The 23,213-nt window shown below is 53.6% G+C and carries 20 protein-coding genes; 6 read left to right on the top strand and 14 right to left on the bottom strand.

Translation table 11 applies throughout. The features are described 5' to 3' along the window. Positions 1-151 precede the first annotated feature (151 nt). The 3 genes from melR to fhuE all read left to right on the top strand — a co-directional run bounded on the left by melR (position 152) and on the right by fhuE (position 7,108). Positions 152-1,078, top strand: a complete 927-nt coding sequence (melR, locus tag AB4K05_RS06775) for a transcriptional regulator MelR (protein WP_368479232.1) — start codon at positions 152-154, stop codon at positions 1,076-1,078. A 118-nt stretch (positions 1,079-1,196) separates the two neighbouring features. Continuing rightward, on the top strand, positions 1,197-4,643 hold the full coding sequence (mfd, locus tag AB4K05_RS06770) for a transcription-repair coupling factor (protein WP_368479231.1): 3,447 nt from the start codon (positions 1,197-1,199) through the stop codon (positions 4,641-4,643). A 281-nt stretch (positions 4,644-4,924) separates the two neighbouring features. Further along, on the top strand, positions 4,925-7,108 hold the full coding sequence (gene fhuE / locus AB4K05_RS06765) for a ferric-rhodotorulic acid/ferric-coprogen receptor FhuE (RefSeq protein ID WP_368479230.1): 2,184 nt from the start codon (positions 4,925-4,927) through the stop codon (positions 7,106-7,108). Positions 7,109-7,301: 193 nt separating this feature from the next. Here fhuE and ptsG read toward each other — a convergent pair whose 3' ends face one another. The 14 genes from ptsG to yceD form a co-directional block, all read right to left on the bottom strand. Beyond that, positions 7,302-8,735 (bottom strand): PTS glucose transporter subunit IIBC, encoded by a 1,434-nt coding sequence (ptsG, locus tag AB4K05_RS06760; protein WP_368479229.1) that lies wholly within the window; start codon positions 8,733-8,735, stop codon positions 7,302-7,304. 300 nt (positions 8,736-9,035) lie between these two features. Beyond that, entirely contained in the window at positions 9,036-9,830 is a 795-nt protein-coding gene (locus AB4K05_RS06755) for a metal-dependent hydrolase (RefSeq protein WP_368479228.1), read from the bottom strand. A 10-nt stretch (positions 9,831-9,840) separates the two neighbouring features. Next, the gene (gene holB / locus AB4K05_RS06750; RefSeq protein WP_368479227.1) at positions 9,841-10,845 is read right to left on the bottom strand and encodes a DNA polymerase III subunit delta'; all 1,005 of its coding nucleotides are present in this window, start codon (positions 10,843-10,845) and stop codon (positions 9,841-9,843) included. After that, positions 10,842-11,483: a dTMP kinase gene (gene tmk, locus AB4K05_RS06745; RefSeq protein WP_368479226.1), complete on the bottom strand. Its 642-nt coding sequence runs from the start codon at positions 11,481-11,483 to the stop codon at positions 10,842-10,844. Before tmk ends, holB begins: the two co-directional genes overlap by 4 nt. Further along, entirely contained in the window at positions 11,473-12,495 is a 1,023-nt protein-coding gene (gene yceG / locus AB4K05_RS06740) for a cell division protein YceG (RefSeq protein WP_368479225.1), read from the bottom strand. Before yceG ends, tmk begins: the two co-directional genes overlap by 11 nt. A 1-nt stretch (position 12,496) precedes the next feature. Beyond that, positions 12,497-13,306, bottom strand: coding sequence for an aminodeoxychorismate lyase (gene pabC / locus AB4K05_RS06735; protein WP_368479224.1), 810 nt, complete (start codon positions 13,304-13,306; stop codon positions 12,497-12,499). A 141-nt stretch (positions 13,307-13,447) separates the two neighbouring features. Then, positions 13,448-14,689, bottom strand: coding sequence for a beta-ketoacyl-ACP synthase II (fabF, locus tag AB4K05_RS06730; protein WP_368479223.1), 1,242 nt, complete (start codon positions 14,687-14,689; stop codon positions 13,448-13,450). 88 nt (positions 14,690-14,777) lie between these two features. Next, the gene (gene acpP, locus AB4K05_RS06725; RefSeq protein ID WP_000103754.1) at positions 14,778-15,014 is read right to left on the bottom strand and encodes an acyl carrier protein; all 237 of its coding nucleotides are present in this window, start codon (positions 15,012-15,014) and stop codon (positions 14,778-14,780) included. Between the two features lie 209 nt (positions 15,015-15,223). Then, entirely contained in the window at positions 15,224-15,958 is a 735-nt protein-coding gene (gene fabG / locus AB4K05_RS06720) for a 3-oxoacyl-ACP reductase FabG (RefSeq protein ID WP_368479222.1), read from the bottom strand. 11 nt (positions 15,959-15,969) lie between these two features. Then, on the bottom strand, positions 15,970-16,899 hold the full coding sequence (gene fabD, locus AB4K05_RS06715; protein WP_368479221.1) for an ACP S-malonyltransferase: 930 nt from the start codon (positions 16,897-16,899) through the stop codon (positions 15,970-15,972). A 16-nt stretch (positions 16,900-16,915) separates the two neighbouring features. Beyond that, positions 16,916-17,869: a beta-ketoacyl-ACP synthase III gene (locus AB4K05_RS06710; protein WP_368479220.1), complete on the bottom strand. Its 954-nt coding sequence runs from the start codon at positions 17,867-17,869 to the stop codon at positions 16,916-16,918. A gap of 59 nt (positions 17,870-17,928) precedes the next feature. Beyond that, positions 17,929-18,987: a phosphate acyltransferase PlsX gene (gene plsX / locus AB4K05_RS06705; protein ID WP_368479219.1), complete on the bottom strand. Its 1,059-nt coding sequence runs from the start codon at positions 18,985-18,987 to the stop codon at positions 17,929-17,931. A gap of 122 nt (positions 18,988-19,109) precedes the next feature. Beyond that, positions 19,110-19,280, bottom strand: coding sequence for a 50S ribosomal protein L32 (rpmF, locus tag AB4K05_RS06700; protein WP_052284447.1), 171 nt, complete (start codon positions 19,278-19,280; stop codon positions 19,110-19,112). Positions 19,281-19,296: 16 nt separating this feature from the next. Next, positions 19,297-19,818 (bottom strand): 23S rRNA accumulation protein YceD, encoded by a 522-nt coding sequence (gene yceD / locus AB4K05_RS06695; protein ID WP_368479218.1) that lies wholly within the window; start codon positions 19,816-19,818, stop codon positions 19,297-19,299. Positions 19,819-19,960: 142 nt separating this feature from the next. On the opposite strand from yceD, the gene AB4K05_RS06690 reads away from it, so the two are divergent. The 3 genes from AB4K05_RS06690 to AB4K05_RS06680 all read left to right on the top strand — a co-directional run bounded on the left by AB4K05_RS06690 (position 19,961) and on the right by AB4K05_RS06680 (position 23,189). Then, positions 19,961-20,545: a nucleoside triphosphate pyrophosphatase gene (locus tag AB4K05_RS06690; protein ID WP_368479217.1), complete on the top strand. Its 585-nt coding sequence runs from the start codon at positions 19,961-19,963 to the stop codon at positions 20,543-20,545. Positions 20,546-20,714: 169 nt separating this feature from the next. Further along, complete coding sequence (locus AB4K05_RS06685) at positions 20,715-21,839, top strand: dienelactone hydrolase family protein (protein ID WP_368479709.1); 1,125 nt, start codon at positions 20,715-20,717, stop codon at positions 21,837-21,839. A 105-nt stretch (positions 21,840-21,944) separates the two neighbouring features. Further along, positions 21,945-23,189: an MFS transporter gene (locus tag AB4K05_RS06680; RefSeq protein ID WP_368479216.1), complete on the top strand. Its 1,245-nt coding sequence runs from the start codon at positions 21,945-21,947 to the stop codon at positions 23,187-23,189. The last annotated feature ends 24 nt before the right edge of the window (positions 23,190-23,213 follow it).

The following is a 23,213-nucleotide window of genomic DNA, read 5'->3' as shown; positions in this document are numbered from 1 at the left end:
TGAGGTTTTGGGACAAAATCACCGGAAAAGCAGAGTATCCGGCCTCGCTTTCATTCTATTATCAATATCAGATGCTGAATTTGTGCCCGGATCCTCGGCGCGACTCGGCAAAAGCTGGCATGATTCTGATAATTCAGGAAATGGAGTTACGATGAGTACCGAGCCGATAATCTTTCTCCCGCCCGATCCGCATATGTGCAATGGCGATGAAAAACAGACCCGTAGTCCGTTGTCGCTCTATTCCGAATATCAGCGTATGGATATTGAGCTTCGCCGCCCGCACGTGATGCCCACCAGCCACTGGCACGGACAAGTGGAAGTCAACGTACCGTTTGACGGTGACGTGGAATACCTGATCAACAACGAAGTCGTGCGGATAGAGCAAGGCCATATCACCATGTTCTGGGCCTGCACTCCGCATCAGCTCACGCATATCGGCCATTGCCAGCAGATGGCTATTTTCAGCCTGCCAATGCACCAGTTCCTTTCTTGGCCGCTTGACCGCGAGTTGATTAACCATGTCACCCACGGAATGGTGATTAAGTCGTTAGCGACTCAGCAGCTCAGCACCTTTGAAATTCTGCGCTGGCAGCAGGAGATGAGCAGCCCAAATGAGCAGGTACGTCAGCTCGCCGTCGATGAAATCGGCCTGATGCTCAAGCGCTTTAGTCTGTCAGGCTGGCAGCCTATTTTGCTCAATAAAACATCACGAACGCATAAAAATAGCGTCTCGCGCCATGCGCAGTTTTATGTCAGTCAGATGCTGGGATTTATTGCCGACAATTACGATCAGGCGCTGACCATTAACGACGTCGCGGATCACGTTAAACTCAACGCCAACTATGCGATGGGCATTTTCCAGCGGGTGATGCAGCTCACCTTAAAGCAGTACATCACCGCGATGCGTATCAACCACGTGCGCGCCCTGTTGAGCGACACCGATAAAACCATTCTCGACGTCGCCATGACCGCTGGCTTTCGCTCGAGCAGCCGTTTTTACAGCACATTCAGTAAGCTGGTCGGCATGTCGCCACAGCAATACCGCAAACTCAGCCGACAGCGTAAACCGCTTATCTGAGGCAATATCGTCATTTTCAGCGGTTGCACTCCCGCCGCCATCACGGATAATAAGATCATAAAATTGATATTATTACCGTGAATAACACGGTTTTTTTTCTGGAGAACGTGCGCTGACTATGCCTGAACATGCCCGTTATGCCCTACCCACGAAAGCTGGCGAACAGCGTCTGCTTGGCGAACTAACCGGTGCCGCCTGCGCCACGCTGGTTGCAGAGATAGCCGAACAGCATCCCGGCCCGGTGGTGTTAATCGCCCCGGATATGCAAAACGCCCTACGTTTACATGATGAAATCGGTCAGTTCACCGATACGCTGGTGATGAACCTTGCCGACTGGGAAACGCTGCCTTATGACAGTTTCTCCCCGCATCAGGACATTATCTCCTCACGTCTATCAACGCTCTACCAACTGCCAACCATGCAACGCGGCGTGCTGATCGTCCCAGTAAGCACCCTCATGCAGCGCGTTTGCCCGCACGCTTTCCTGCACGGCCACGCGCTGGTGATGAAAAAAGGTCAACGGCTATCGCGTGACGCTCTACGCAGTCAGCTTGATAGCGCGGGCTATCGTCATGTCGATCAGGTCATGGAACACGGTGAATATGCCACCCGTGGCGCGTTGCTTGACCTCTATCCAATGGGCAGCGATCAGCCGTACCGACTGGATTTTTTCGATGATGAAATCGACAGCCTGCGCGTCTTCGACGTCGACAGTCAGCGCACGCTGGAAGAAGTCGAAGCCATTAACCTGCTTCCGGCCCACGAATTTCCGACCGACAAAACGGCCATTGAGCTGTTCCGCAGCCAGTGGCGCGATAAGTTCGACGTCAAGCGCGACGCGGAGCATATCTATCAGCAGGTCAGCAAAGGCACGCTACCGGCGGGCATCGAATATTGGCAACCGCTATTCTTTAGTGAGCCGCTGCCAGCGCTGTTCAGCTATTTCCCGGCCAACACACTGTTGGTGAATACCGGCGACATCGAAGCCAGCGCCAACCGTTTCCAGACTGATGCACAGGCGCGTTTTGAAAATCGCGGCGTCGATCCTATGCGTCCGCTGTTGCCGCCAGCCCAACTATGGCTGCGCACCGAAGAGCTTAATAGCGAGCTGAAAAAATGGCCGCGAATCCAGCTTAAAACCGAACATCTGGCCAAAAAGGCGGCCCACGTTAATCTGGGCTTCCAGCCGCTGCCGGACCTTTCGGTGCAGGCACAGAATAAATCCCCACTGGAGAACCTGCGAAAATTCGTCGAGAGCTTTACCGGCCCGGTGATTTTTTCGGTGGAAAGTGAGGGGCGGCGTGAAGCGCTTGGCGAGTTGCTGGCGCGGATTAAACTCGCGCCAAAACGCATTGAGCGTCTGGATGACGCCGCAGGTAACCAGCGCTATCTGATGCTCGGTGCGGCTGAGCACGGATTTATCGATACGCAAAACAACCGGGCGCTGATTTGCGAAAGCGATTTGCTCGGTGAGCGCGTGGCCCGTCGCCGTCAGGATGCACGTCGGACCATCAACCCCGATACCTTAATTCGCAACCTTGCCGAGCTGCATATTGGCCAGCCGGTGGTGCATCTTGAACACGGTGTCGGCCGCTATGCCGGAATGCAAACGCTGGAAACCGGCGGGATCACCGCCGAATACCTGATGCTGATGTACGCCAACGACGCCAAGCTTTACGTCCCGGTGTCCTCACTGCATTTGATTAGCCGCTACGCCGGTGGCGCAGACGAAAGCGCGCCGCTGCATAAATTGGGCGGCGACGCATGGTCACGCGCACGGCAAAAAGCCGCCGAGAAAGTCCGCGACGTGGCAGCAGAGTTACTGGATATCTACGCCCAGCGCGCCGCGAAGGAAGGTTTTGCCTTTAAACACGACCGCGAGCAGTATCAGCTGTTCTGCGACAGCTTCCCGTTTGAAACCACGCCGGACCAAGCGCAGGCCATTAATGCCGTGCTCAGCGATATGTGCCAGCCGCTGGCAATGGATCGCTTGGTGTGTGGCGACGTTGGCTTTGGCAAAACCGAAGTGGCGATGCGCGCGGCCTTCCTGGCGGTTGAAAACCACAAGCAGGTAGCGGTGCTGGTACCAACGACCCTGCTGGCTCAGCAGCACTACGATAACTTCCGCGATCGCTTTGCCAATTGGCCGGTGCGTATCGAGATGCTGTCCCGTTTCCGCAGCGCCAAAGAGCAAACACAGATTCTGCAAGAAGCCGCTGAAGGCAAAATCGATATTCTGATCGGCACCCACAAGCTGCTGCAGAGCGACGTAAAGCTCCGCGATCTTGGTCTGCTCATCGTCGATGAAGAGCACCGCTTCGGCGTTCGTCACAAGGAGCGTATCAAAGCGATGCGCGCCGACGTCGATATTTTGACCCTCACCGCTACCCCTATTCCGCGAACCCTGAATATGGCGATGAGCGGCATGCGCGACCTGTCAATCATTGCCACGCCACCGGCACGTCGCCTGGCGGTAAAAACCTTCGTTCGTGAATATGACGCTCTGGTGGTTCGCGAGGCGATTTTGCGTGAAACACTGCGCGGGGGTCAGGTGTATTACCTGTTCAACGACGTGGAAAACATCCAGAAAAAAGCCGATACGTTGGCAGAACTGGTGCCGGAAGCACGCATTGCCATCGGCCATGGCCAGATGCGTGAGCGCGAGCTGGAACGGGTGATGAATGACTTCCACCACCAGCGTTTTAATGTGCTGGTGTGTACCACCATCATCGAAACCGGTATCGATATTCCAACCGCCAACACAATTATCATTGAGCGCGCCGACCATTTCGGCCTAGCACAGCTGCATCAGCTGCGCGGGCGTGTCGGCCGTTCTCATCACCAGGCCTACGCCTGGCTGCTGACGCCGCATCCAAAAGCAATGACTACCGATGCACAAAAACGTCTGGAAGCCATCGCTTCGCTGGAAGATTTAGGCGCCGGTTTTGCGCTGGCGACGCACGATCTGGAAATTCGTGGCGCGGGCGAACTGCTGGGTGAAGGACAAAGCGGGCAGATGGAATCTATCGGTTTCTCGCTGTATATGGAGATGCTGGAAAATGCCGTCGATGCGCTGAAGGAAGGCCGCGAGCCATCGCTGGAAGATCTCACCAGCCAGCAAACCGAGGTTGAGCTGCGGATGCCATCGCTGTTACCGGATGACTATATTCCGGATGTGAATACGCGTTTATCCTTCTACAAACGCATTGCCAGTGCCAAAGGCGAAAACGAGCTTGATGAGATTAAAGTCGAGCTCATTGATCGCTTTGGCCTGCTGCCAGATGCGGCGCGCAACCTGCTGGATATCGCCCGTCTGCGCCAGCAGGCGCAAAAGCTGGGGATCCGTAAGCTGGAAGGCAATGAAAAAGGCGGCGTGATTGAATTTGCCGAGAAGAACCATGTCAACCCAACATGGCTTATTGGGCTACTGCAAAAACAGCCGCAACACTTCCGTCTGGACGGCCCAACCCGACTGAAGTTCTTCCAAGAGCTCGGCGATCGGAAAACCCGTATGGACTGGGTTCGCCAGTTTATGCACCAGCTCGAAGAAAACGCCCTCGCCTGAGGGTAATCCATCGCTTATCCGGCAAACGTTCCCTGATTGTCGGCCGGATAAGCGCAGCACTATCCAGTCTTTTTCCTCAACAATCCCCTCCCCTTATCACCATTGACGTAGTGAAAACCCGTTTTATTTTGCTTAATTTCTCTGCTTACTTTTGTTTACATCTCAATAAAAATGCGTATATTTCTCATTTGCATTCACAACGCAGATTTGCGAGTGGCATAAATCGACCGCGGCCGCAGAGCCTCGGAGAATAATAACTACCGTTAGATTAAGGACTTATCATGTCTTTCACTTCCAACACCCGGGATGGGCGTATCGCTCCGTCCCTGCTCGCCATGGGCATCGCACTGGCTCTTTATCCTCAGATTGGTCACGCAGCGGATAAGACCGAAGACACTATCATTGTTGAAGGCTCAGCGGACAACAGCAGCGATACACAAGATCAGGACTACAGCGTAAAAGCCACCACTGCAGGGACTAAGATGCAGATGGTTCAGCGCGATATTCCGCAATCGGTTAGCATCATCAACGAACAACGTATGCAAGATCAGCAGCTGCAAACGCTTGGTGACGTGATGAACAATACCATTGGCATCACCAGCAGTCAGGCTGACTCCGACCGTACCAGCTACTTCTCTCGCGGCTTTCAAATTGATAACTACATGGTCGATGGCATTCCGACCTATTTTGAATCGCGCTGGAACCTAGGTGACGCGCTCTCCGATACCGCGTTGTTCGAACGTGTGGAAGTGGTACGTGGGGCGAATGGCCTCATGACCGGGACGGGGAATCCTTCCGCCTCCATTAACATGATCCGTAAACACGCCACCAGCAAAGAATTTAAAGGCGATATTTCCGCTGAATATGGTAGCTGGAATAAGCAACGTTACGTCACCGACCTGCAAAGCCCGCTGACCGAAGATGGCAATATTCGCGCGCGTATTGTTGCCGGTTACCAGAACAACGACTCCTGGCTCGACCGCTACAACAACGACAAAATTTTCTTCTCCGGGATCTTAGATGCGGATCTGGGGGACACCACCAGCATGTCGGTGGGATATGAATATCAACGTATAAATATCGACAGCCCAACCTGGGGCGGCCTGCCGCGCTGGAACACTGACGGCAGCACCAATCATTACGACCGCGCACACAGTACCTCACCGGATTGGGCCTACAACGATAAAGACATCAACAAAGTCTTCATGACGCTAACGCAGCGCTTTGCCGATACCTGGCAGGCCACGTTAAACGCCACCCATTCCGAGGTGAAGTTCGACAGCAAAATGATGTACATCGATGCCTACGTTAACAAAGCTGACGGTAAATTGATTGGTCCGTATGGCAGCTACGGCCCGGATTATGAGTACGTAGGTGGCACCGGCTGGAACAGCGGCAAACGTAAAGTGGATGCGCTGGACCTGTACGCCGACGGCAGCTACGACTTGTTCGGCCGCCAGCATAACCTGATGCTGGGTGGCAGCTACAGCAAACAGAACAACCGCTACTTCAGCTCTTGGGATAACGTCTTCCCAGACCAGATTGGCAACTTTGATAACTTCAACAGCGCCAGCTTCCCAGAAACCAACTGGAAACCGCAGAGCCTAGCGCAAGATGACACCACGCGCATGAAGTCGCTGTACGCCGCTACGCGCATTACGCTTGCTGACCCACTGCACCTGATTGTTGGTGCGCGTTACACCAATTGGAGCGTGGATACGCTGACCTACAACATGGAGCAAAACCATACGACGCCGTACGCGGGTCTGGTTTTTGACATTAACGATAACTGGTCAACTTACGCCAGCTACACCTCCATCTTCCAGCCGCAGAACGTCCGTGACAGCTCGGGCACATACCTGAAGCCAATCACCGGCAACAACTACGAGATGGGGCTTAAATCCGACTGGTTGGACAGCCGTCTGACCACCAGCCTTGCGGTATTCCGCATTGAGCAGGATAACCTGGGACAAGATAGTGGTGTGCCAATTTCCGGCGGCAACGGTGAAAATGCCTATACCACCGTCGACGGCACCGTCAGCAAAGGCGTTGAGTTTGAAATCAACGGTGCGCTGACCGATAACTGGCAGATGACCTTTGGTGCGACCCGCTATGTTGCTGAAGACAACGAAGGCAACGCGGTGAACCCGAACCTGCCACGCACCAGCGTGAAACTGTTCACCCGCTACCGTCTGCCGGCCATGCCTGAACTGACCGTCGGCGGTGGGGTAAACTGGCAAAACCGTATCTATAAAGACACCGTGACCGCGTATGGCACCTTCCGTGCCGAGCAAGGCAGCTACGCGCTGGTTGATTTGTTCACCCGCTACCAGGTGACCAAAAACTTCTCCGTACAGGGCAACCTGAACAACCTGTTCGATAAAACCTACGATACCAATATCGACGGTTCTATTGTTTATGGCGAACCGCGCAACGTTAGCGTGACGGCAAGCTATCAGTTCTAACGGGCTAGGATGAAATGGAAAGGAGCCAATAGGCTCCTTTTTTTTGCCGGATGGCGCTCACGCTTATCCAGCCTACGGCTGCATAACATGTAGGCCGGATAAGGCGCAGCCGCCATCCGGCACCCCGCTCTGGACATAAAAAAGGCAGCCATTCGGCTGCCTTAGTCTCCCCAATACTGCGACTACCAATAACTTAGTTATTGCGAATGTAGTCGTCCATCTCGGTTTTCAGGTTATCGGATTTAGTACCGAAGATTGCCTGAACGCCGGAACCTGCAACAACCACACCTGCAGCGCCCAGTCTCTTCAGGCCAGCCTGATCAACTTTTGCTACGTCAGCTACGCTGACGCGCAGACGGGTGATACATGCATCAAGGTTCGTGATGTTTTCTTTACCGCCGAAGGCTGCAATCAGCGCCGGAGCCATTTCACTGGTTGCGGTTGCTTTAGCATCTTCAGTGTTATCTTCACGGCCCGGAGTTTTCAGGTCCAGTGCTTTAATCAGCACACGGAAGACAACGTAGTACACGATCGCATAGCAAATACCGACGATCGGGAACAGCCACAGTTTGCTGCTGTTACCGGACAGTACGATAAAGTCGATAAGGCCGTGTGAGAACGACGTACCGTCACGCATACCCAGCAGAATACAGATAGGGAATGCCAGACCCGCCAGAATCGCGTGGATGATGTACAGGATCGGCGCAACGAACATGAAGGAGAACTCGATTGGCTCGGTAATACCGGTCAGGAACGAGGTCAACGCAGCGGAGATCATAATACCGCCCACTTTCGCGCGGTTTTCTGGTTTTGCTGAATGCCAAATAGCAATAGCTGCAGCTGGCAGGCCGTACATTTTGAACAGGAAGCCGCCGGACAGTTTGCCCGCAGTTGGGTCGCCTGCCATGTAGCGAGGAATGTCGCCATGGAAGACCTGGCCTGCTGCGTTGGTGTATTCACCAATTTGCATCTGGAATGGAACGTTCCAGATATGGTGCAGACCAAATGGCACCAGGCAACGCTCGATGAAGCCGTAGATACCAAACGCCACAACCGGGTTCTGGTAAGCCGCCCACTGAGAGAAGGTCTGGATAGCCGTACCGATTGGTGGCCAGATGAAGGACAGGACTACGCCGGTAAAGATCGCGGCCAGACCTGAGATAATCGGAACAAAACGCTTACCGGCAAAGAAGCCCAGATATTCTGGCAGCTTGATACGGTAGAAGCGATTGAACATGTACGCAGCAATAGCACCGGAGATGATACCGCCAAGAACACCGGTATCAGCCAAGTGTTTAGCGGCAATTTCTTCGGCCGGCAGATGCAGTACCAGTGGCGCAACCACAGCCATGGTTTTCACCATGATGCCGTAAGCGACGACGGAGGCGAGTGCGGATACACCGTCGTTATTGGTGAAGCCTAATGCCACACCGATAGCGAAGATAAGCGGCATGTTAGCAAAAACAGAACCGCCTGCTTCTGCCATAACATGAGAAACGACGGCTGGCAGCCAGCTGAAGTTTGCGGAACCGACGCCCAGCAGGATACCTGCGATAGGCAGCACGGAAACCGGCAGCATCAGCGATTTACCGACCTTCTGCAGGTTAGCAAATGCATTCTTAAACATAATTAGGAGTGCTCCTGAGTATTTGTACTTTTATCTACGTTTTCACGCATTAGTGAGTGGGGAGAGACTCACCAGGGACAGGGCATCTAAAGCGCCCTTTATTTATTACACAGAGTAAAATAAATCACTCGGTTTTTGTTTGACGGCTATCACGTTTCAAAGAGCTACGGCGTTAAAACTTAATCTTCTTTACAATATACGTGTCTATATGTTGCAGGATTAACATTCACCGCCGGTTTTACGGCGGTGAACTGTACTCGCTTTAACCATTAATTACGAGCATTAAAATAAGCCAAAAAATCAGCAAGATTGCAGGCGGGCGGGATCGATATGGAAGAGGTTTGCGAAGTTGTCCGTCGTCTGTTGCGCCAGCTGTTCGATGCTAACGCCCTTCAATACAGCCATGTATTCTGCAACGTCACGGACCATCGCTGGCTGGTTCTCTTTGCCACGATGAGGAACCGGTGCTAAGTAAGGAGAGTCGGTCTCAACCAGCAGTCGGTCCAGAGGAACGTAACGCGCGGCCTCGCGCAGCTGTTCCGCGTTGCGGAAGGTCACAATCCCCGAAAAAGAGATATAGAACCCCATATCCAAAAGCTTACCCGCAGTCTCAGTATCTTCCGTGAAACAGTGTAGTACACCGCCGCAATCCATCACCTTTTCTTCTTGCAGGATAGCCAACGTATCGGCACGGGCATCGCGGGTGTGCACAATCACGGGCTTATTCAGCTCACGGCCTATCTGGATATGTTGACGAAATGACAGCTGCTGCTGGGGCTTAGTTTCCGGAGTATAAAAATAATCCAACCCGGTTTCGCCCATTGCCACGACGCCCTCTTCTGCCGCCATACGACGGAGATCTTCTACATCGTACGGTTCGTCCTGATTCAGAGGATGCACGCCGCAGGAGAACACCACTTCCGGGCGTTCGCCTACTAGCTCACGCATCTGCCGATAGCCGGGCAAGGTGGTGGCAACAGCTAAGGCAAAACGGACATCACGCGCGGCGGCTTTCGCCATCACGTCGTTAACGTCTTTATGCAGGGATTGATAATCAAGGCCATCAAGATGGCAGTGCGAGTCGACTAAAAACATAATGTCTCTCTTAGAGGTGGGGTACTGGCAGTAATGCGCCAGGTTGCAAATACTGTTCCCAACGCAGTAGGCGCTCGGTGAGAATTAATTCACGATTGAGCCCGGTGACGCTCAGCAACTGTTCGCGGCAAACACAGGCATCAGCAGCAATAGCCTGGAGGCGTGCAGCCGACAGCGTCAGGGCTAGCTGATTGACCAGTGCCTGATTATCGACGTTGGTCTGGCGCGTGATCCGCTGTTGCTGCTTAAGCGCATCAAGCAACAACGAGGATAGCCAATGGAGCCGCTGTACCGCTGAATCATGGTTCAACGCCGGCAAAAGCGCCAGCCAGTCACCGCTGTTTAAGCTGCTGGTTAGCGCCTGACACAGTTTTTCACGCGCATCCCATGTTTCTTTGGCTAACAGTTCGCACGCCGCCGCTGGCGCATGATCGCACAGGCGCAGCGCGGTCAGCAGCATGTCACGCGGCGCGGTCACTTCGCGCTCCAGCCACGCCAAGGCATATTGCTCGCTCGGCGGTGCCAAATGGAAGAAACGGCAGCGACTACGCAGGGTTGCCAGAAGACGCGCGGGTTCTTCACAGGCCAAGAAGAACCACGTATTTTTTGGCGGTTCTTCCAGCGTTTTTAACAGCGCATTGGCCGCAGCTTCGGTGAGCAGCGTGGCGTCAGCAATCCACACCACCTTTGCGCCGCCCAAGCGGGCGTGTTCGTAGAGTTTTTCATTAACGCTACGCACGGCATCAATACCCAAGGTACTTTTGCCTTTTTCAGGCTGCAATGCGTAATAATCCGGGTGTGTCCCCGCCTGCATCAGTTGGCAGCTATGGCACTGACCACAGCTTTTATGGCCGTCGGGCTGATGACACATCAACAGACGGGTAATGGCGTAAGCAAGTGAATCGCCGCCCATTCCCGCGCGCGCCTGAATCAGCAGCGCGTGGTGACCCCGTCCAGCCTGATAGCTTGCGGTAAGCTGCTCAAACGGTGGGCGTAACCACGGATACCATTTCATGCCTGCTGCTCCGCAAACCAGCCGATCACCGCAGCGCGAATGTCGCTCATCACCTTCTCAAGTGACTGAGTGGCATCAATGGTGATGATACTGTCGTCGGCGGCCGCCAGCTCAAGATAACGCGCCCGGGTACGATTGAAGAAGTTCAACGACTCTTGTTCAATTCGGTCCAGCTCACCGCGCGCACGGGCGCGTTTGAGGCCCACTTCCGGCGTGACGTCGAGATAAATTGTCAGGTTGGGACGAAAGTCGCCCAACACCGCATCACGCAACGTAGCCAGCATGTGGCTGTCGATACCGCGCCCGCCGCCTTGGTACGCCTGAGTGGAAAGGTCATGGCGGTCGCCAATAACCCACTGACCGTTCGCCAGCGCAGGTTTTATGATGCTGTCAACGAGTTGGACACGCGCGGCATAAAACATCAGCACTTCGGCTTTATCCGTAATCACTTCATCGCCAACCGACTTAATATCCAGCACCAAGCTCCGCAACTTTTCGGCCAGTACGGTACCGCCTGGTTCACGGGTGAACAGCAGGTCGTTGACGCCAAGCTCGCGCAGCGTCTCCACAACCACGTCCCGCGCGGTTGTTTTACCCGCCCCTTCCAGCCCTTCAATGACGATGTAATTACTGCGCATTTTTATCCTTTAGCACTTTCAGATACTCCTGCACCGACCGGTTATGGCCCGCAAGATTGGTATTAAACGTATGCCCGCCTTTGCCGTCCGCAACAAAATAAAGGTACGGCGTTTTTGCCGGATGCGCCGCGGCATTCAATGACGCTTCGCCCGGACTGGCAATGGCACCCGGCGGCATGCCGGAAATGGTGTAGGTATTATACGCGGTTGGCGTCTCGAGATCTTTACGTGAGAGCTTGCCATTGTAGCTTTCACCCATGCCATAAATGACGGTCGGGTCGGTTTGCAGCCGCATACCAATACGCAGACGGTTGATAAACACCGAGGCGACACGATCGCGCTCCTCGGCCACCGCCGTCTCTTTTTCGATGATCGACGCCATGGTGACCAGCTGATTTTTATCATGATACGGCAGATTTTCCGCTCGCCCGTCCCAGATTTTATCAACCTGCGCGACCATTTTTTGATGAGCGCGTTTGAGGATCGCCACGTCGCTGGTATTGGCGGTATACATCCAAGTATCAGGCCAGAACCAACCTTCAACCCATTCCGGGTTATCTAATTTTAACGTCTGCGCCACCGTCGCATACTTATCGTCGCTGAGGGTGTGCTTGATATACGGCGACTCGCGCAGCTGTTTGAGATAGTCACTTAAACGCATGCCTTCGACAAAACGCAGCGGGAACTGCGCCTCTTTGCCGCTCGCCAACAGCTGTAGCATCTCGCGAACGGTCATTTGCGGCGTAAGACGGTAAGTCCCCGCCTTAAAGTGTGAAAGCTCGGGCTCTAAACGCAGCAGCCACTGGAACACCCGCGGACGGTTCAGCACTTTTTCCGCATACAGCTGGTTGCCAAGCGCCAGACGACCCGTGCCAGGTTTCAGCGTGAAGATGGTTTCGTCTTTAATCAGCAGCGCGCTGTCAGCCAGCTGCCGAACTTTCCACATGCCCACGCCGGCAGCAATGCCGAGGACGATGATTACTAACAAGACAAAGCGTAACATTCTTTTCATGCTAATCAGACGACTCACAAAGTGGGGCTAAAAATTGATAGAGTTCGCGGGCAGGCCACTGCTGCTCCGCATAGCGCTGAACGGGTACTATCGGCATCAACGCATTACAAATCACAACTTCGTCGGCCTGGCTTATCGCCTCAGGCCGCACGTTAACTTCGACAACGCGATAAGACGAGCGTGCCAAGCTTGCCATAATAAACTGGCGCATTACGCCGTTGACCCCAGCGCTGTCGAGGCGCGGCGTGAACACGTCCTGTCCGCAACGCCAGAATAAATTTGCGGCACAGCATTCCGTAAGCCACCCGTCACTGTCAAGAACAAGGGCCTCATCGGCGTTTGTCTGTTCAAGATGAGAACGAATCAGCACCTGCTCAAGACGGTTGAGGTGTTTTATTCCGGCAAGATACGGATTACGCCCCAGCGTCACGGGACTCAGCGCAAGGGTAATCCCCGTCGCTTTCCATTGAGTATAGTGGTCTGGCATCGCCGAAGTGGCGAGAATGCGGGTGGGCGAATGGCAGGCGCTGCCGCTGTAGCCCCTTCCCCCTGCTCCACGGCTGATAATCACTTTAAGGACGCCGTGCCCTTGCAAAACAGCCAGCGATGACATTTCTTGCGCCAAAAGCTGCCAGTCGTTAAACGTAATTGAAAGGCGTGAACAGGCCTGCTGTAGGCGATCAATATGGGCGGCAAGCATCATAACCCGCCCGTCAACGATACGCGCCGTAGTGAAACTACCGTCACCAAACTGCGTCGCACGGTCATTTACCGCAAGAGTGTTTTGCTCGAGGCCATTAATTAAGAACATAGCGGCTCCTTACTGATGGGCGGGTAGTTTCGCAAGATGGAACGCATTGAACAAGCAGAGAAAGCCGAATAAAAAAGGCCCGACATGCGGGCCTTAATCACGGCGTTATCCGACAGCGTAAGGGCTAGCGGATAATCAGGCTCAGATCTTTTTAAAGATCAGTGAACCGTTGGTACCACCAAAGCCGAAGGAGTTACACAGGGCATACTCCAATCCGCTAACCTGACGCGCTTCATGAGGCACGAAGTCCAGGTCACAACCTTCATCCGGGTTATCGAGGTTGATGGTTGGTGGAATGGCCTGATCGCGCAGCGCCAGGATGGAGTAGATAGACTCTACTGCACCAGCGGCACCCAGCAGGTGACCGGTCATTGACTTGGTGGAGCTGACCATCACACGGCTTGCGGCATCGCCAAACACAGACTTAACGGCCTGAGTTTCTGCTTTGTCGCCAGCAGGCGTTGAGGTACCGTGGGCATTCACGTAGCCAATCTGGCCCGCTTCAAGACCCGCGTCACGCAGGGCGTTAACCATCGCCAGCGCAGCACCCGCACCGTTTTCCGGCGGTGAAGTCATGTGGTAAGCGTCGCTACTCATGCCGAAGCCAACGACTTCTGCATAAATTTTCGCGCCGCGTTTTTTCGCGTGTTCGTACTCTTCCAGCACGACCATACCCGCACCGTCACCCAGCACGAAGCCATCACGGTCTTTATCCCAAGGACGGCTTGCCGCCTGCGGATTATCGTTGCGAGTAGACAGCGCGCGCGCAGCACCAAAGCCACCCACGCCCAGCGGGGTACTGGCTTTTTCTGCACCACCAGCAACCATCGCATCCGCGTCGCCATAAGCGATCATGCGTGCTGCTTGGCCGATGTTATGCACACCGGAAGTACAAGCGGTGGCGATAGAGATGCTTGGACCACGCAAACCGAACATGATGGTGAGATGACCTGCCACCATGTTAACAATGGTTGATGGAACGAAGAACGGGCTGATCTTACGCGGGCCACCATTCACCAAAGAGGCATGGTTTTCTTCGATAAGACCGAGTCCGCCAATACCGGAGCCGATAGCGGCGCCAATACGGTGAGCGTTCTCTTCCGTAATCTCGAGGCCAGAATCCTGCATGGCCTGCCAGCCTGCAACAATTCCATATTGAATGAAGGCATCCATCTTGCGCTGTTCTTTGCGCGAGATAATGTCATCACAGTTAAAATCCTTTACTAAGCCAGCAAATTTTGTTGCATAGGCGCTAGTATCGAAATGGTCGATCAGGCTGATGCCACTCTGACCGGCAAGGAGAGCTTTCCAGGTAGACTCTACGGTATTGCCGACAGGAGACAACATGCCCAGTCCGGTCACAACTACACGACGCTTAGACACGTTTGTCCTCCAGGGAGGGATAAAATAGATTCTTAAGGGAGAAAAAGATAAAACTCAGGCGGTCGAATGACCGCCTGGAGATGTTCACTTACGCCTGGTGACCGTTGATGTAATCAATGGCAGCCTGAACAGTAGTAATTTTCTCAGCTTCTTCGTCCGGAATCTCAGTATCAAACTCTTCTTCCAGAGCCATTACCAGCTCAACGGTGTCAAGAGAATCTGCGCCCAGGTCTTCAACGAAGGAAGCATTGTTGGTCACTTCTTCCTGCTTAACGCCCAGCTGTTCGCCGATGATTTTCTTAACGCGTTCTTCGATAGTGCTCATACTCTTAAATTTCCTATCAAAACTCGCTTTCGCGATGGTTTTCGTAGTGTATAAAATGTTGAAAAATTTGCAACTAAATCCCGGCAGGTCATACCACGATTTTACGCTATTTTGAGGGTGTTTGCCCTCATAACGCAAATGATTTTGCACTAATCATACTCAGACATACGTAGATTGCCCGTTGTCTGAGCACTTTGTGCAAAACACGGTCAGACCATATACATCCCGCCGTTAACGTGCAACGTTTCACCAGTGATGTAACTTGCTTCGTCGGAGGCTAAAAATGCCACCGCGCTAGCGATTTCATTTGGGGAACCAAGGCGCCCCGCAGGAACTGCTGCCAGCGTACCCGCACGCTGCTCATCAGTCAGCGCACGCGTCATGTCCGTTTCAATAAAGCCCGGCGCAACAACGTTTACAGTAATACCGCGTGACGCAATTTCACGCGCCAGTGATTTACTGAAGCCGATCAGACCCGCTTTCGCCGCAGCGTAGTTTGCCTGACCTGCATTTCCCATGGTACCAACCACAGAACCGACAGTGATAATACGCCCATGACGCTTTTTCATCATAGCGCGCATTACCGCTTTTGACAGACGGAAAACAGATGACAGGTTGGTTTCGATGATATCGTTCCACTCGTCATCTTTCATGCGCATTAACAGGTTATCACGAGTAATCCCGGCATTATTAACCAGAATGTCGACTTCACCAAATTCCGCACGAATTTTTTCCAGAACAGATTCAATAGATGCTGGATCGGTCACATTCAACATCAGACCTTTGCCGTTCGCACCCAAGTATTCGCTAATCGCCTGCGCACCGTTTTCGCTGGTCGCAGTGCCGATAACTTTTGCGCCGCGAGCGGCGAGTGTTTCAGCGATTGCGCGGCCAATACCGCGGCTTGCACCCGTTACCAGTGCAATTTTACCTTCGAAGCTCATGCTTTCCTCTTTTATTGCGCAAGTGCCGCTGACAGCGCGGTAGGCTCATTAATCGCCGACGCAGTCAGGGTATCTACAATACGTTTGGTCAGACCGGTCAGGACTTTACCCGGGCCAACTTCATACAGGTGCTCTACGCCCTGGGATGCCATAAACTCGACGGTTTTGGTCCACTGAACCGGGCTGTACAGTTGGCGAACCAGCGCATCGCGGATCGCGTTGGCTTCGGTTTCGCACTTCACATCGACGTTATTCACAACAGGAATGGTCGGTGCGGAGAAGGTGATTTTTTGCAGTTCAACGGCCAGTTTTTCCGCCGCAGGCTTCATCAGCGCACAGTGGGATGGCACGCTCACTGGCAGTGGCAGTGCACGCTTAGCGCCCGCCGCTTTACAAGCAGCGCCCGCGCGTTCAACCGCTTCTTTGTGACCTGCGATAACGACTTGGCCCGGCGAGTTGAAGTTAACCGGAGAAACAACTTGGCCTTCGGCAGATTCTTCACACGCTTTTGCGATAGAAGCATCATCCAGACCAATGATAGCAGACATGCCGCCAGTGCCTTCCGGTACCGCTTCTTGCATGAATTTGCCACGCATTTCAACCAAACGTACCGCATCAGCAAATGCGATTACGCCTGCGCAAACCAGCGCAGAGTATTCGCCAAGGCTATGGCCTGCCAGCATCGCAGGTGCTTTACCGCCCTGCTGCTGCCACAGACGATACAGCGCAACGGATGCAGTCAGCAACGCAGGCTGGGTCTGCCAGGTTTTGTTCAGTTCTTCAGCCGGGCCCTGTTGGGTTAACGCCCACAGATCGTAGCCCAGTGCTGCAGAGGCTTCATGAAAAGTCTCTTCAATAACCGGATAGGTTGCTGCCAGTTCAGACAACATGCCTACCGCTTGAGAACCCTGACCCGGGAACACAAAAGCGAATTGCGTCATTTTTTTATCCTTGTACTTAAAAACGAACCAGCGCGGAGCCCCAAGTGAAACCGCCACCAAAGGCTTCCAGCAGCACCAGTTGACCGCGTTTAATGCGGCCATCGCGGACGGCTTCGTCAAATGCGCACGGTACGGAAGCGGCCGAGGTGTTACCGTGACGATCGAGCGTCACCACCACATTGTCCATCGACATACCGAGCTTCTTCGCGGTCGCGCTGATAATACGTAAATTCGCCTGGTGTGGCACCAGCCAGTCCAGTTCAGAACGGTCGAGGTTATTGGCCGCCAGCGTTTCATCAACGATGTGCGCCAGCTCAGTGACCGCGACTTTAAAGACTTCGTTACCCGCCATCGTCAGATGGATAGAGTTTTCCGGGTTAACGCGATCGGCGTTCGGCAGCGTTAGCAGCTTACCGTAGCTCCCATCTGCATGCAGATGGGTAGAGATGATACCCTGCTCTTCGGATGCACCAAGTACCACGGCGCCAGCACCGTCACCGAAGATAATGATCGTGCCACGATCGGTAGGATCGCAGGTACGCGCCAGCGTATCGGCACCCACAACCAACGCGTACTTCACTGCGCCCGTTTTCACGTACAGATCGGCTACGCTCAGTGCATAGGTAAAACCGGCACACGCGGCGGCGACGTCAAATGCTGGAGCGCCTTTCACGCCCAACATATCTTGAATCTGGCAGGCAGCGCTTGGGAACGCGTGGGTCGCAGAAGTGGTGGCAACCACAATCAGCCCCAGTTCGCTTGCCTCAATACCCGCCATTTCTAGCGCGCGTTTTGCCGCTTCGTAACCCAGCGTAGACACGTTTTCATCAGGGCCCGCGATACGACGTTCGCGAATACCTGTACGGGTGACAATCCACTCGTCGGTGGTATCAACCATTTTCTCCAGATCGGCGTTAGTCCGCACCTGCTCAGGCAGATAGCTGCCGGTACCAATAATCTTCGTATACATGTACGCTCAGTCACTTTTCGCTAATATAGCCGCACTATTCGACCGCTGCGAAGCTGGCTTTACTGTTTGCCATCTTCCAGTACGTCAAACCCTGCGGGGTATACGGATTCCAGGCGAGCGGCAATTCTCTTGGGAACTTGTCGCTGCACCGCCTGCACTGCCTGTTCAATCGCGACGGCAAAAGCTCGCTGATTGGCAGCACCATGACTCTTAATCACCGTGCCGCGTAATCCTAACAGACAGGCGCCATTATACTGGTCGGGGTTGAGGTGACTGAATCGCCTTGTCAGGCTTTTTTGTAACCAACGCTTTAATATAATCAGCCACCACGACCGTTTTTTACCCTCACTTTGCGATTTCAGCAAAGAAAGGAACACTCTGACCACCCCTTCCATCGTCTTTAAGGTGACGTTACCGGTAAAACCATCACACACTAAAACATCGGTCTTACCCGTCAACAATTCGTTGGCTTCAAGATAGCCGATATAGTTGAGGGAAGAGATTTTTTTTAGCATTAATGAGGCATCACGAATACTATCATGCCCCTTAATTTCTTCTTCGCCGATGTTGAGCAACGCCACCCGCGGATTGGTAATCCCGAGCACGTCCTCCGCCATCACCGAACCCATGACGGCAAACTGCACCAGCATGGTACTGTCACAATCCACGTTAGCGCCGAGATCCAGCACCACCGTTTTCCCCTTTTGCTGATGCGGTAACACCGTCACTAGCGCCGGGCGCTCAATCCCCTGAATGGGTTTGAGTAATAATTTCGCCAGCCCCATCAGCGCACCGGTGTTCCCCGCGCTGACACAGGCCTCAGCCCGTCCTTCTTTTACCATCTCAAGGGCCACACGCATTGAACTTCCGCGACTATGGCGGATAGCGTGCGAAGGCCGTTCATCACTGGCAATAACCGACTGGGCAGGGATTATCTGCAAACGCGAACGTTGTTCAAAGTCAGCTTTGGCGAGTAATGGCGTAATGTCGTCGGGATTGCCGACTAATAGAAGTGAGAGTTGCGAATTAGAATCCAGTGCCTGCAAAGCTGCAGGCACTGTCACGGTAGGGCCAAAATCGCCCCCCATGACATCTAACGCCAGGGTTAGACGTGTCAAGGTATCGTCGCCGCTCGGTTTGGTGTTTCCCCAGTTGCCCGGGGAAATCCTCACTAAGCTTCACCACGCTTGTACTCTTCGTCTTTCACATCAAAGATGAGAAATCCCCGAGTAAGGCGTGATTACTTAGCGATAACCTTACGGCCACGGTAGAAACCGTCGGCAGTGATGTGGTGACGCAGGTGCTTCTCACCGGAGGTTTTGTCTACGGACAGATTTGCTGCGGTCAGAGCGTCATGGGAACGACGCATGCCACGTTTGGAACGGGTTGGTTTATTCTGTTGTACGGCCATGGACCTTACTCCTCAATTACTTTTGCTTTAAGCTGGCTAATACGGCAAATGGGTTTGGCTTCTGTGCCTCTTCAGGCAATTCACCAAAGACCATGTCCGCCTCGGACACTTCACAGTGTTCAGAATCATGCACCGGAACTACCGGCAAGGCGAGGATGATTTCATCTTCGACCAACGCCTGCAGATCGATTTCACCGAATTCGTTAACCTGAATCGGCTCATACGCTTCCGGGAGTGCTTCAATCTGGTCATCATTTTTGACCGGACTAAAACAATACGTTGTGTGAACATGATGGGTAAACGACTTCCCGCAACGCTGACATTCCAGCGATACCGTCACCTTCGCATCACCGTTAATGACCGCGAGGCGTTGGTTATCGATAGCGAAGGAGATCTCGCATTCCACATCGGTGTCCACACTGACTACAGACGCGGCGACGCGCTCCACCTGATCGCGGGAATAGATACCTGCGTAATCAAGGCGTTTTTGAGCCGTACGAACCGGATCGAGAGTCAGGGGTAATTTTACGTTTTGCATAGGGCGCGCATATTAACTTTGTAGCGTCATAGAGTCAAAGAAAAAGGCAGCCTCAGGTTGCCTTTCGCCAATTATTCGCACACATTGCGGCCTATAGTTTAAAATGTCGGAATCTAATTCGCTACACTCTATTTGAAAAATTATGCCTGAATTGATTCTTGCCTCCACCTCACCCTACCGCAAAATGCTCTTAGAGAAGCTTGGGCTGCCGTTTGAATGCGCGGCACCTGAGGTAGATGAACTCGCATTACCGGGCGAAACACCGCGTAGTCTGGTGCTGCGACTAGCCCAAGCGAAAGCCCAGGCCCTCGCCGCGCGTTATCCAAACCATCTGATAATCGGTTCCGATCAAGTCTGCGTGCTGGAGGGTAAAATAACCGGCAAACCGCACACGGAAGAAAATGCCCGCCTGCAGTTAAAAAAGGCCAGCGGCACCGTGGTGACTTTTTATACCGGACTGGCGCTTTATCACTCAGGCACGGGTCAACTGCAAACAGAATGTGAACCTTTCGATGTCCATTTTCGCCACCTGAGCGAGCAGGAAATAGACGTTTACATTCGCAAAGAGAGCCCTTTGAACTGCGCGGGCAGTTTTAAAAGCGAAGGTTTAGGCATTGCACTGTTTGAACGTCTTGAAGGGCGAGACCCAAATACCTTGATTGGTTTACCGCTAATTGCGCTCTGCAAAATGCTACGCCACGAGAATTTTAACCCGCTATTAGGTTAACCTCATTCCGCCACCGCATTGAACGTTCAGCCATGCGGTGGTGACAATATTGCTTATTCCTTCCGCGATCACAGTTTATTTTTCCGTCACCGCTAAACTCCAAAACAAAGATTGAAACAATGTTTTAATTTAAGGAGTGAGGATGCGTAGCAATAGTAAAATATTATTTATGCTGGCAATGTTAACCGCGGCACAAAGCTATGCTGCGGATGACTGGCAGCGTCAGGGCATTGTAGAAGGCAATCTTCCTGCCAGTTGGCAGCAGATGAAAACCCAGATGAACTATCCGGATTCATGGCTCTCTGGTCATTTTCCCGATTTTAAAAACTGGCTGCAGCATGCTCGTCAAACCTTCCGCCACGCTCTGCTGACCCCGAACGCCACTCGCCCCTTCGACGCGCAGAAAATCGCCAGCGAGGACCGGGGAAGCTACATTGCTGAAAAGCTAGCCCTCAATATCACCGACGATAATCGCATTGCGGCGCTGATGCTGACGCCAAAAACATCCGGGCCGCACCCGGCTATTGTCTTACTCCATGACCACGGTTCAAAATTTGATATTGGCAAAGAGAAACTTATTCGGCCGTGGGGCAACGCTGAACAGCTCGCCAGTGCACAAGCCTGGGCGGATAAATTCTTTAGCGGACGGTTTATCGGCGATGAACTGGCCAAACGCGGCTATGCCGTCATTGTTATCGATAGCCCCGGTTTTGGTGAACGCGGGCCAATGGTCTACGAGCAGCAGCAGGCGCTGGCCAGCAACTATTTCAATCTTGGACGCTCGCTTGCAGGTGAAGTGGCCTATGAAGATATGCGTACCGTGGATTTTATCGCCTCACTGCCAAGCGTTGATAGTCAACGTATCGGCGTTCTCGGTTTCTCGATGGGCGGCTTCCGGGCCTGGCAGCTAGCCGCGCTCTCCGATAAGGTGGCAGCGACCGCCGTGATTTCATGGTTTGGTACCTATGAAGGCCTAATGACCCCGGGCAATAACGTGCTGCGTGGGCAGTCTGCTTATTACATGCTGCACCCTGGCATGCCCGCTAAGATGGACATCCCAGACATCGCCAGCATGGCGGCACCAAAACCGATGCTGATTTTCAGCGGCGGCCAAGACAAACTTTTCCCCGCCAAAGCGGTTGATGATGCTTTCGTAAAAGTACACAAGATATGGGCTTCGCAAAAAGCCGACAATATGCTGGTGACGAAGAGCTGGCCAGCACTGGGCCACGTATTTTACCGCCAACAGCAGGATGAAGTGTTCCCTTGGCTGGACAAGTGGTTGAAACCCTAACCCCGTGTCCTCAGCCCGCGCGCCTTGCGGGCTGAGCCACGTAGATTTTTTATGTCGCTCTAGTTACTCTCTTGTCACAAATCATCATGACGACAGGACAGCTCCGTGAGCGCCTCATCGCAATCCTCTTCTTCCCTATGGCTCCCTATTACACTCGCCAGCGTGATCTTGATGATCACCATGGGTATCCGTCAAACCGTCGGGCTATTTATCCACCCCATCGTGATGGAAACCACCATGACCATTGCCGAAATCAGTATGGCGCTAGCTATTGGCCAACTGATGTGGGGCGCATTCCAGCCGCTGTTTGGCGCGTGGGCAGATAAACGCAGCGCGTTCAGCGTCCTCGTGATAGGCGCGCTGTTGATTGCGCTCGGCCAGCTCGGGACGTTGTGGGCCTCGTCGTTTTTACCTTTAACCCTTGCTCAGGGGCTGCTAAGCCCAGCAGGCGCAGCGGCCGGCAGCTTTTCGGTATTGATTGGTGTGGTTGCTAGCCGTATGCCGCCCGACAAAGGATCTATGGCGAGCGGCATCATCAACGCTGGAGGCTCGGTTGGCCAGTTTCTCTTCGCCCCATTGGTGCAGGTCATCATTAGCCTACGCGGGATGGCTTCAGGTCTGGGTTTTCTTGCTATAGCGGCGCTGGCGACGATATTTCCATCATGGTTGTTGTGCCGGGACGATAAACGCCAGGCTCTAATGGCTGACGCCCCCACCGCCGCCAGCACCGCCACGGAAAGCGGGCTAAAACAGCAGATAGCCTTGGCCTTTCGTAATCCGAACTACCTCTTGCTGCACGCAGGTTTTCTGACCTGTGGTTTTCACGTGGCGTTTCTAACCACCCATCTACCAACAGAAGCCGCACTGTGCGGCCACGATGCCACCGTTCCCGCCATTAGCCTGTCGCTAATCGGGCTTTGCAATATTGCGGGCAGTATCGCGGCGGGCTTCCTCGGTAAACGTTACCCCATGAAATACATTCTGGCGGTGCTTTATGCCTCACGCGCGGTGATGATTGCTCTGTTCCTACTATCATCAAAGTCAGAAACGGCGTTCTACATTTTCGCCTGCGCCATTGGTTTTACCTGGCTTGCCACGGTGCCGCCCACCGCCGGGATTATCGGTAAGTTATTTGGCACCCGCTATCTGGCGACGCTGTTTGGTTTTACGCTGTTTACCCACCAAATTGGCGCCTTTTTCGGGGCCTGGCTCGGCGGTGTCGCGATGCAGTACGAAGGGAATTTAACGTGGGTGTGGTATGTCGATATTGCGTTGGCCCTGCTGGCCGCGCTGGTCAATCTGCCCATCAAAGAGAAAAGCGTAGCCGTTCGGCTGCGCGAAATGGCGTAAAAAAACGGGCCATCTGGCCCGTTT

Origin of the sequence: Kluyvera sp. STS39-E (genome assembly GCF_040932435.1) — a bacterium.
In the GTDB taxonomy this organism is placed as follows: domain Bacteria; phylum Pseudomonadota; class Gammaproteobacteria; order Enterobacterales; family Enterobacteriaceae; genus Kluyvera.
The sequence above is the reverse complement of the archived record's forward strand: the minus strand, read 5'-3'. Positions and strand labels throughout refer to the sequence as shown.

Bases quoted from the DNA above. Each gene is read 5' to 3' on its own strand.
- melR (WP_368479232.1), top strand. From the start codon at position 152: ATGAGTACCGAGCCGATAATCTTTCTCCCGCCCGATCCGCATATGTGC.
- mfd (WP_368479231.1), top strand. From the start codon at position 1,197: ATGCCTGAACATGCCCGTTATGCCCTACCCACGAAAGCTGGCGAACAG.
- fhuE (WP_368479230.1), top strand. From the start codon at position 4,925: ATGTCTTTCACTTCCAACACCCGGGATGGGCGTATCGCTCCGTCCCTG.
- ptsG (WP_368479229.1), bottom strand. From the start codon at position 8,735: ATGTTTAAGAATGCATTTGCTAACCTGCAGAAGGTCGGTAAATCGCTG.
- AB4K05_RS06755 (WP_368479228.1), bottom strand. From the start codon at position 9,830: ATGTTTTTAGTCGACTCGCACTGCCATCTTGATGGCCTTGATTATCAA.
- holB (WP_368479227.1), bottom strand. From the start codon at position 10,845: ATGAAATGGTATCCGTGGTTACGCCCACCGTTTGAGCAGCTTACCGCA.
- tmk (WP_368479226.1), bottom strand. From the start codon at position 11,483: ATGCGCAGTAATTACATCGTCATTGAAGGGCTGGAAGGGGCGGGTAAA.
- yceG (WP_368479225.1), bottom strand. From the start codon at position 12,495: ATGAAAAGAATGTTACGCTTTGTCTTGTTAGTAATCATCGTCCTCGGC.
- pabC (WP_368479224.1), bottom strand. From the start codon at position 13,306: ATGTTCTTAATTAATGGCCTCGAGCAAAACACTCTTGCGGTAAATGAC.
- acpP (WP_000103754.1), bottom strand. From the start codon at position 15,014: ATGAGCACTATCGAAGAACGCGTTAAGAAAATCATCGGCGAACAGCTG.
- fabG (WP_368479222.1), bottom strand. From the start codon at position 15,958: ATGAGCTTCGAAGGTAAAATTGCACTGGTAACGGGTGCAAGCCGCGGT.
- fabD (WP_368479221.1), bottom strand. From the start codon at position 16,899: ATGACGCAATTCGCTTTTGTGTTCCCGGGTCAGGGTTCTCAAGCGGTA.
- AB4K05_RS06710 (WP_368479220.1), bottom strand. From the start codon at position 17,869: ATGTATACGAAGATTATTGGTACCGGCAGCTATCTGCCTGAGCAGGTG.
- rpmF (WP_052284447.1), bottom strand. From the start codon at position 19,280: ATGGCCGTACAACAGAATAAACCAACCCGTTCCAAACGTGGCATGCGT.
- yceD (WP_368479218.1), bottom strand. From the start codon at position 19,818: ATGCAAAACGTAAAATTACCCCTGACTCTCGATCCGGTTCGTACGGCT.
- AB4K05_RS06690 (WP_368479217.1), top strand. From the start codon at position 19,961: ATGCCTGAATTGATTCTTGCCTCCACCTCACCCTACCGCAAAATGCTC.
- AB4K05_RS06685 (WP_368479709.1), top strand. From the start codon at position 20,715: ATGCTGGCAATGTTAACCGCGGCACAAAGCTATGCTGCGGATGACTGG.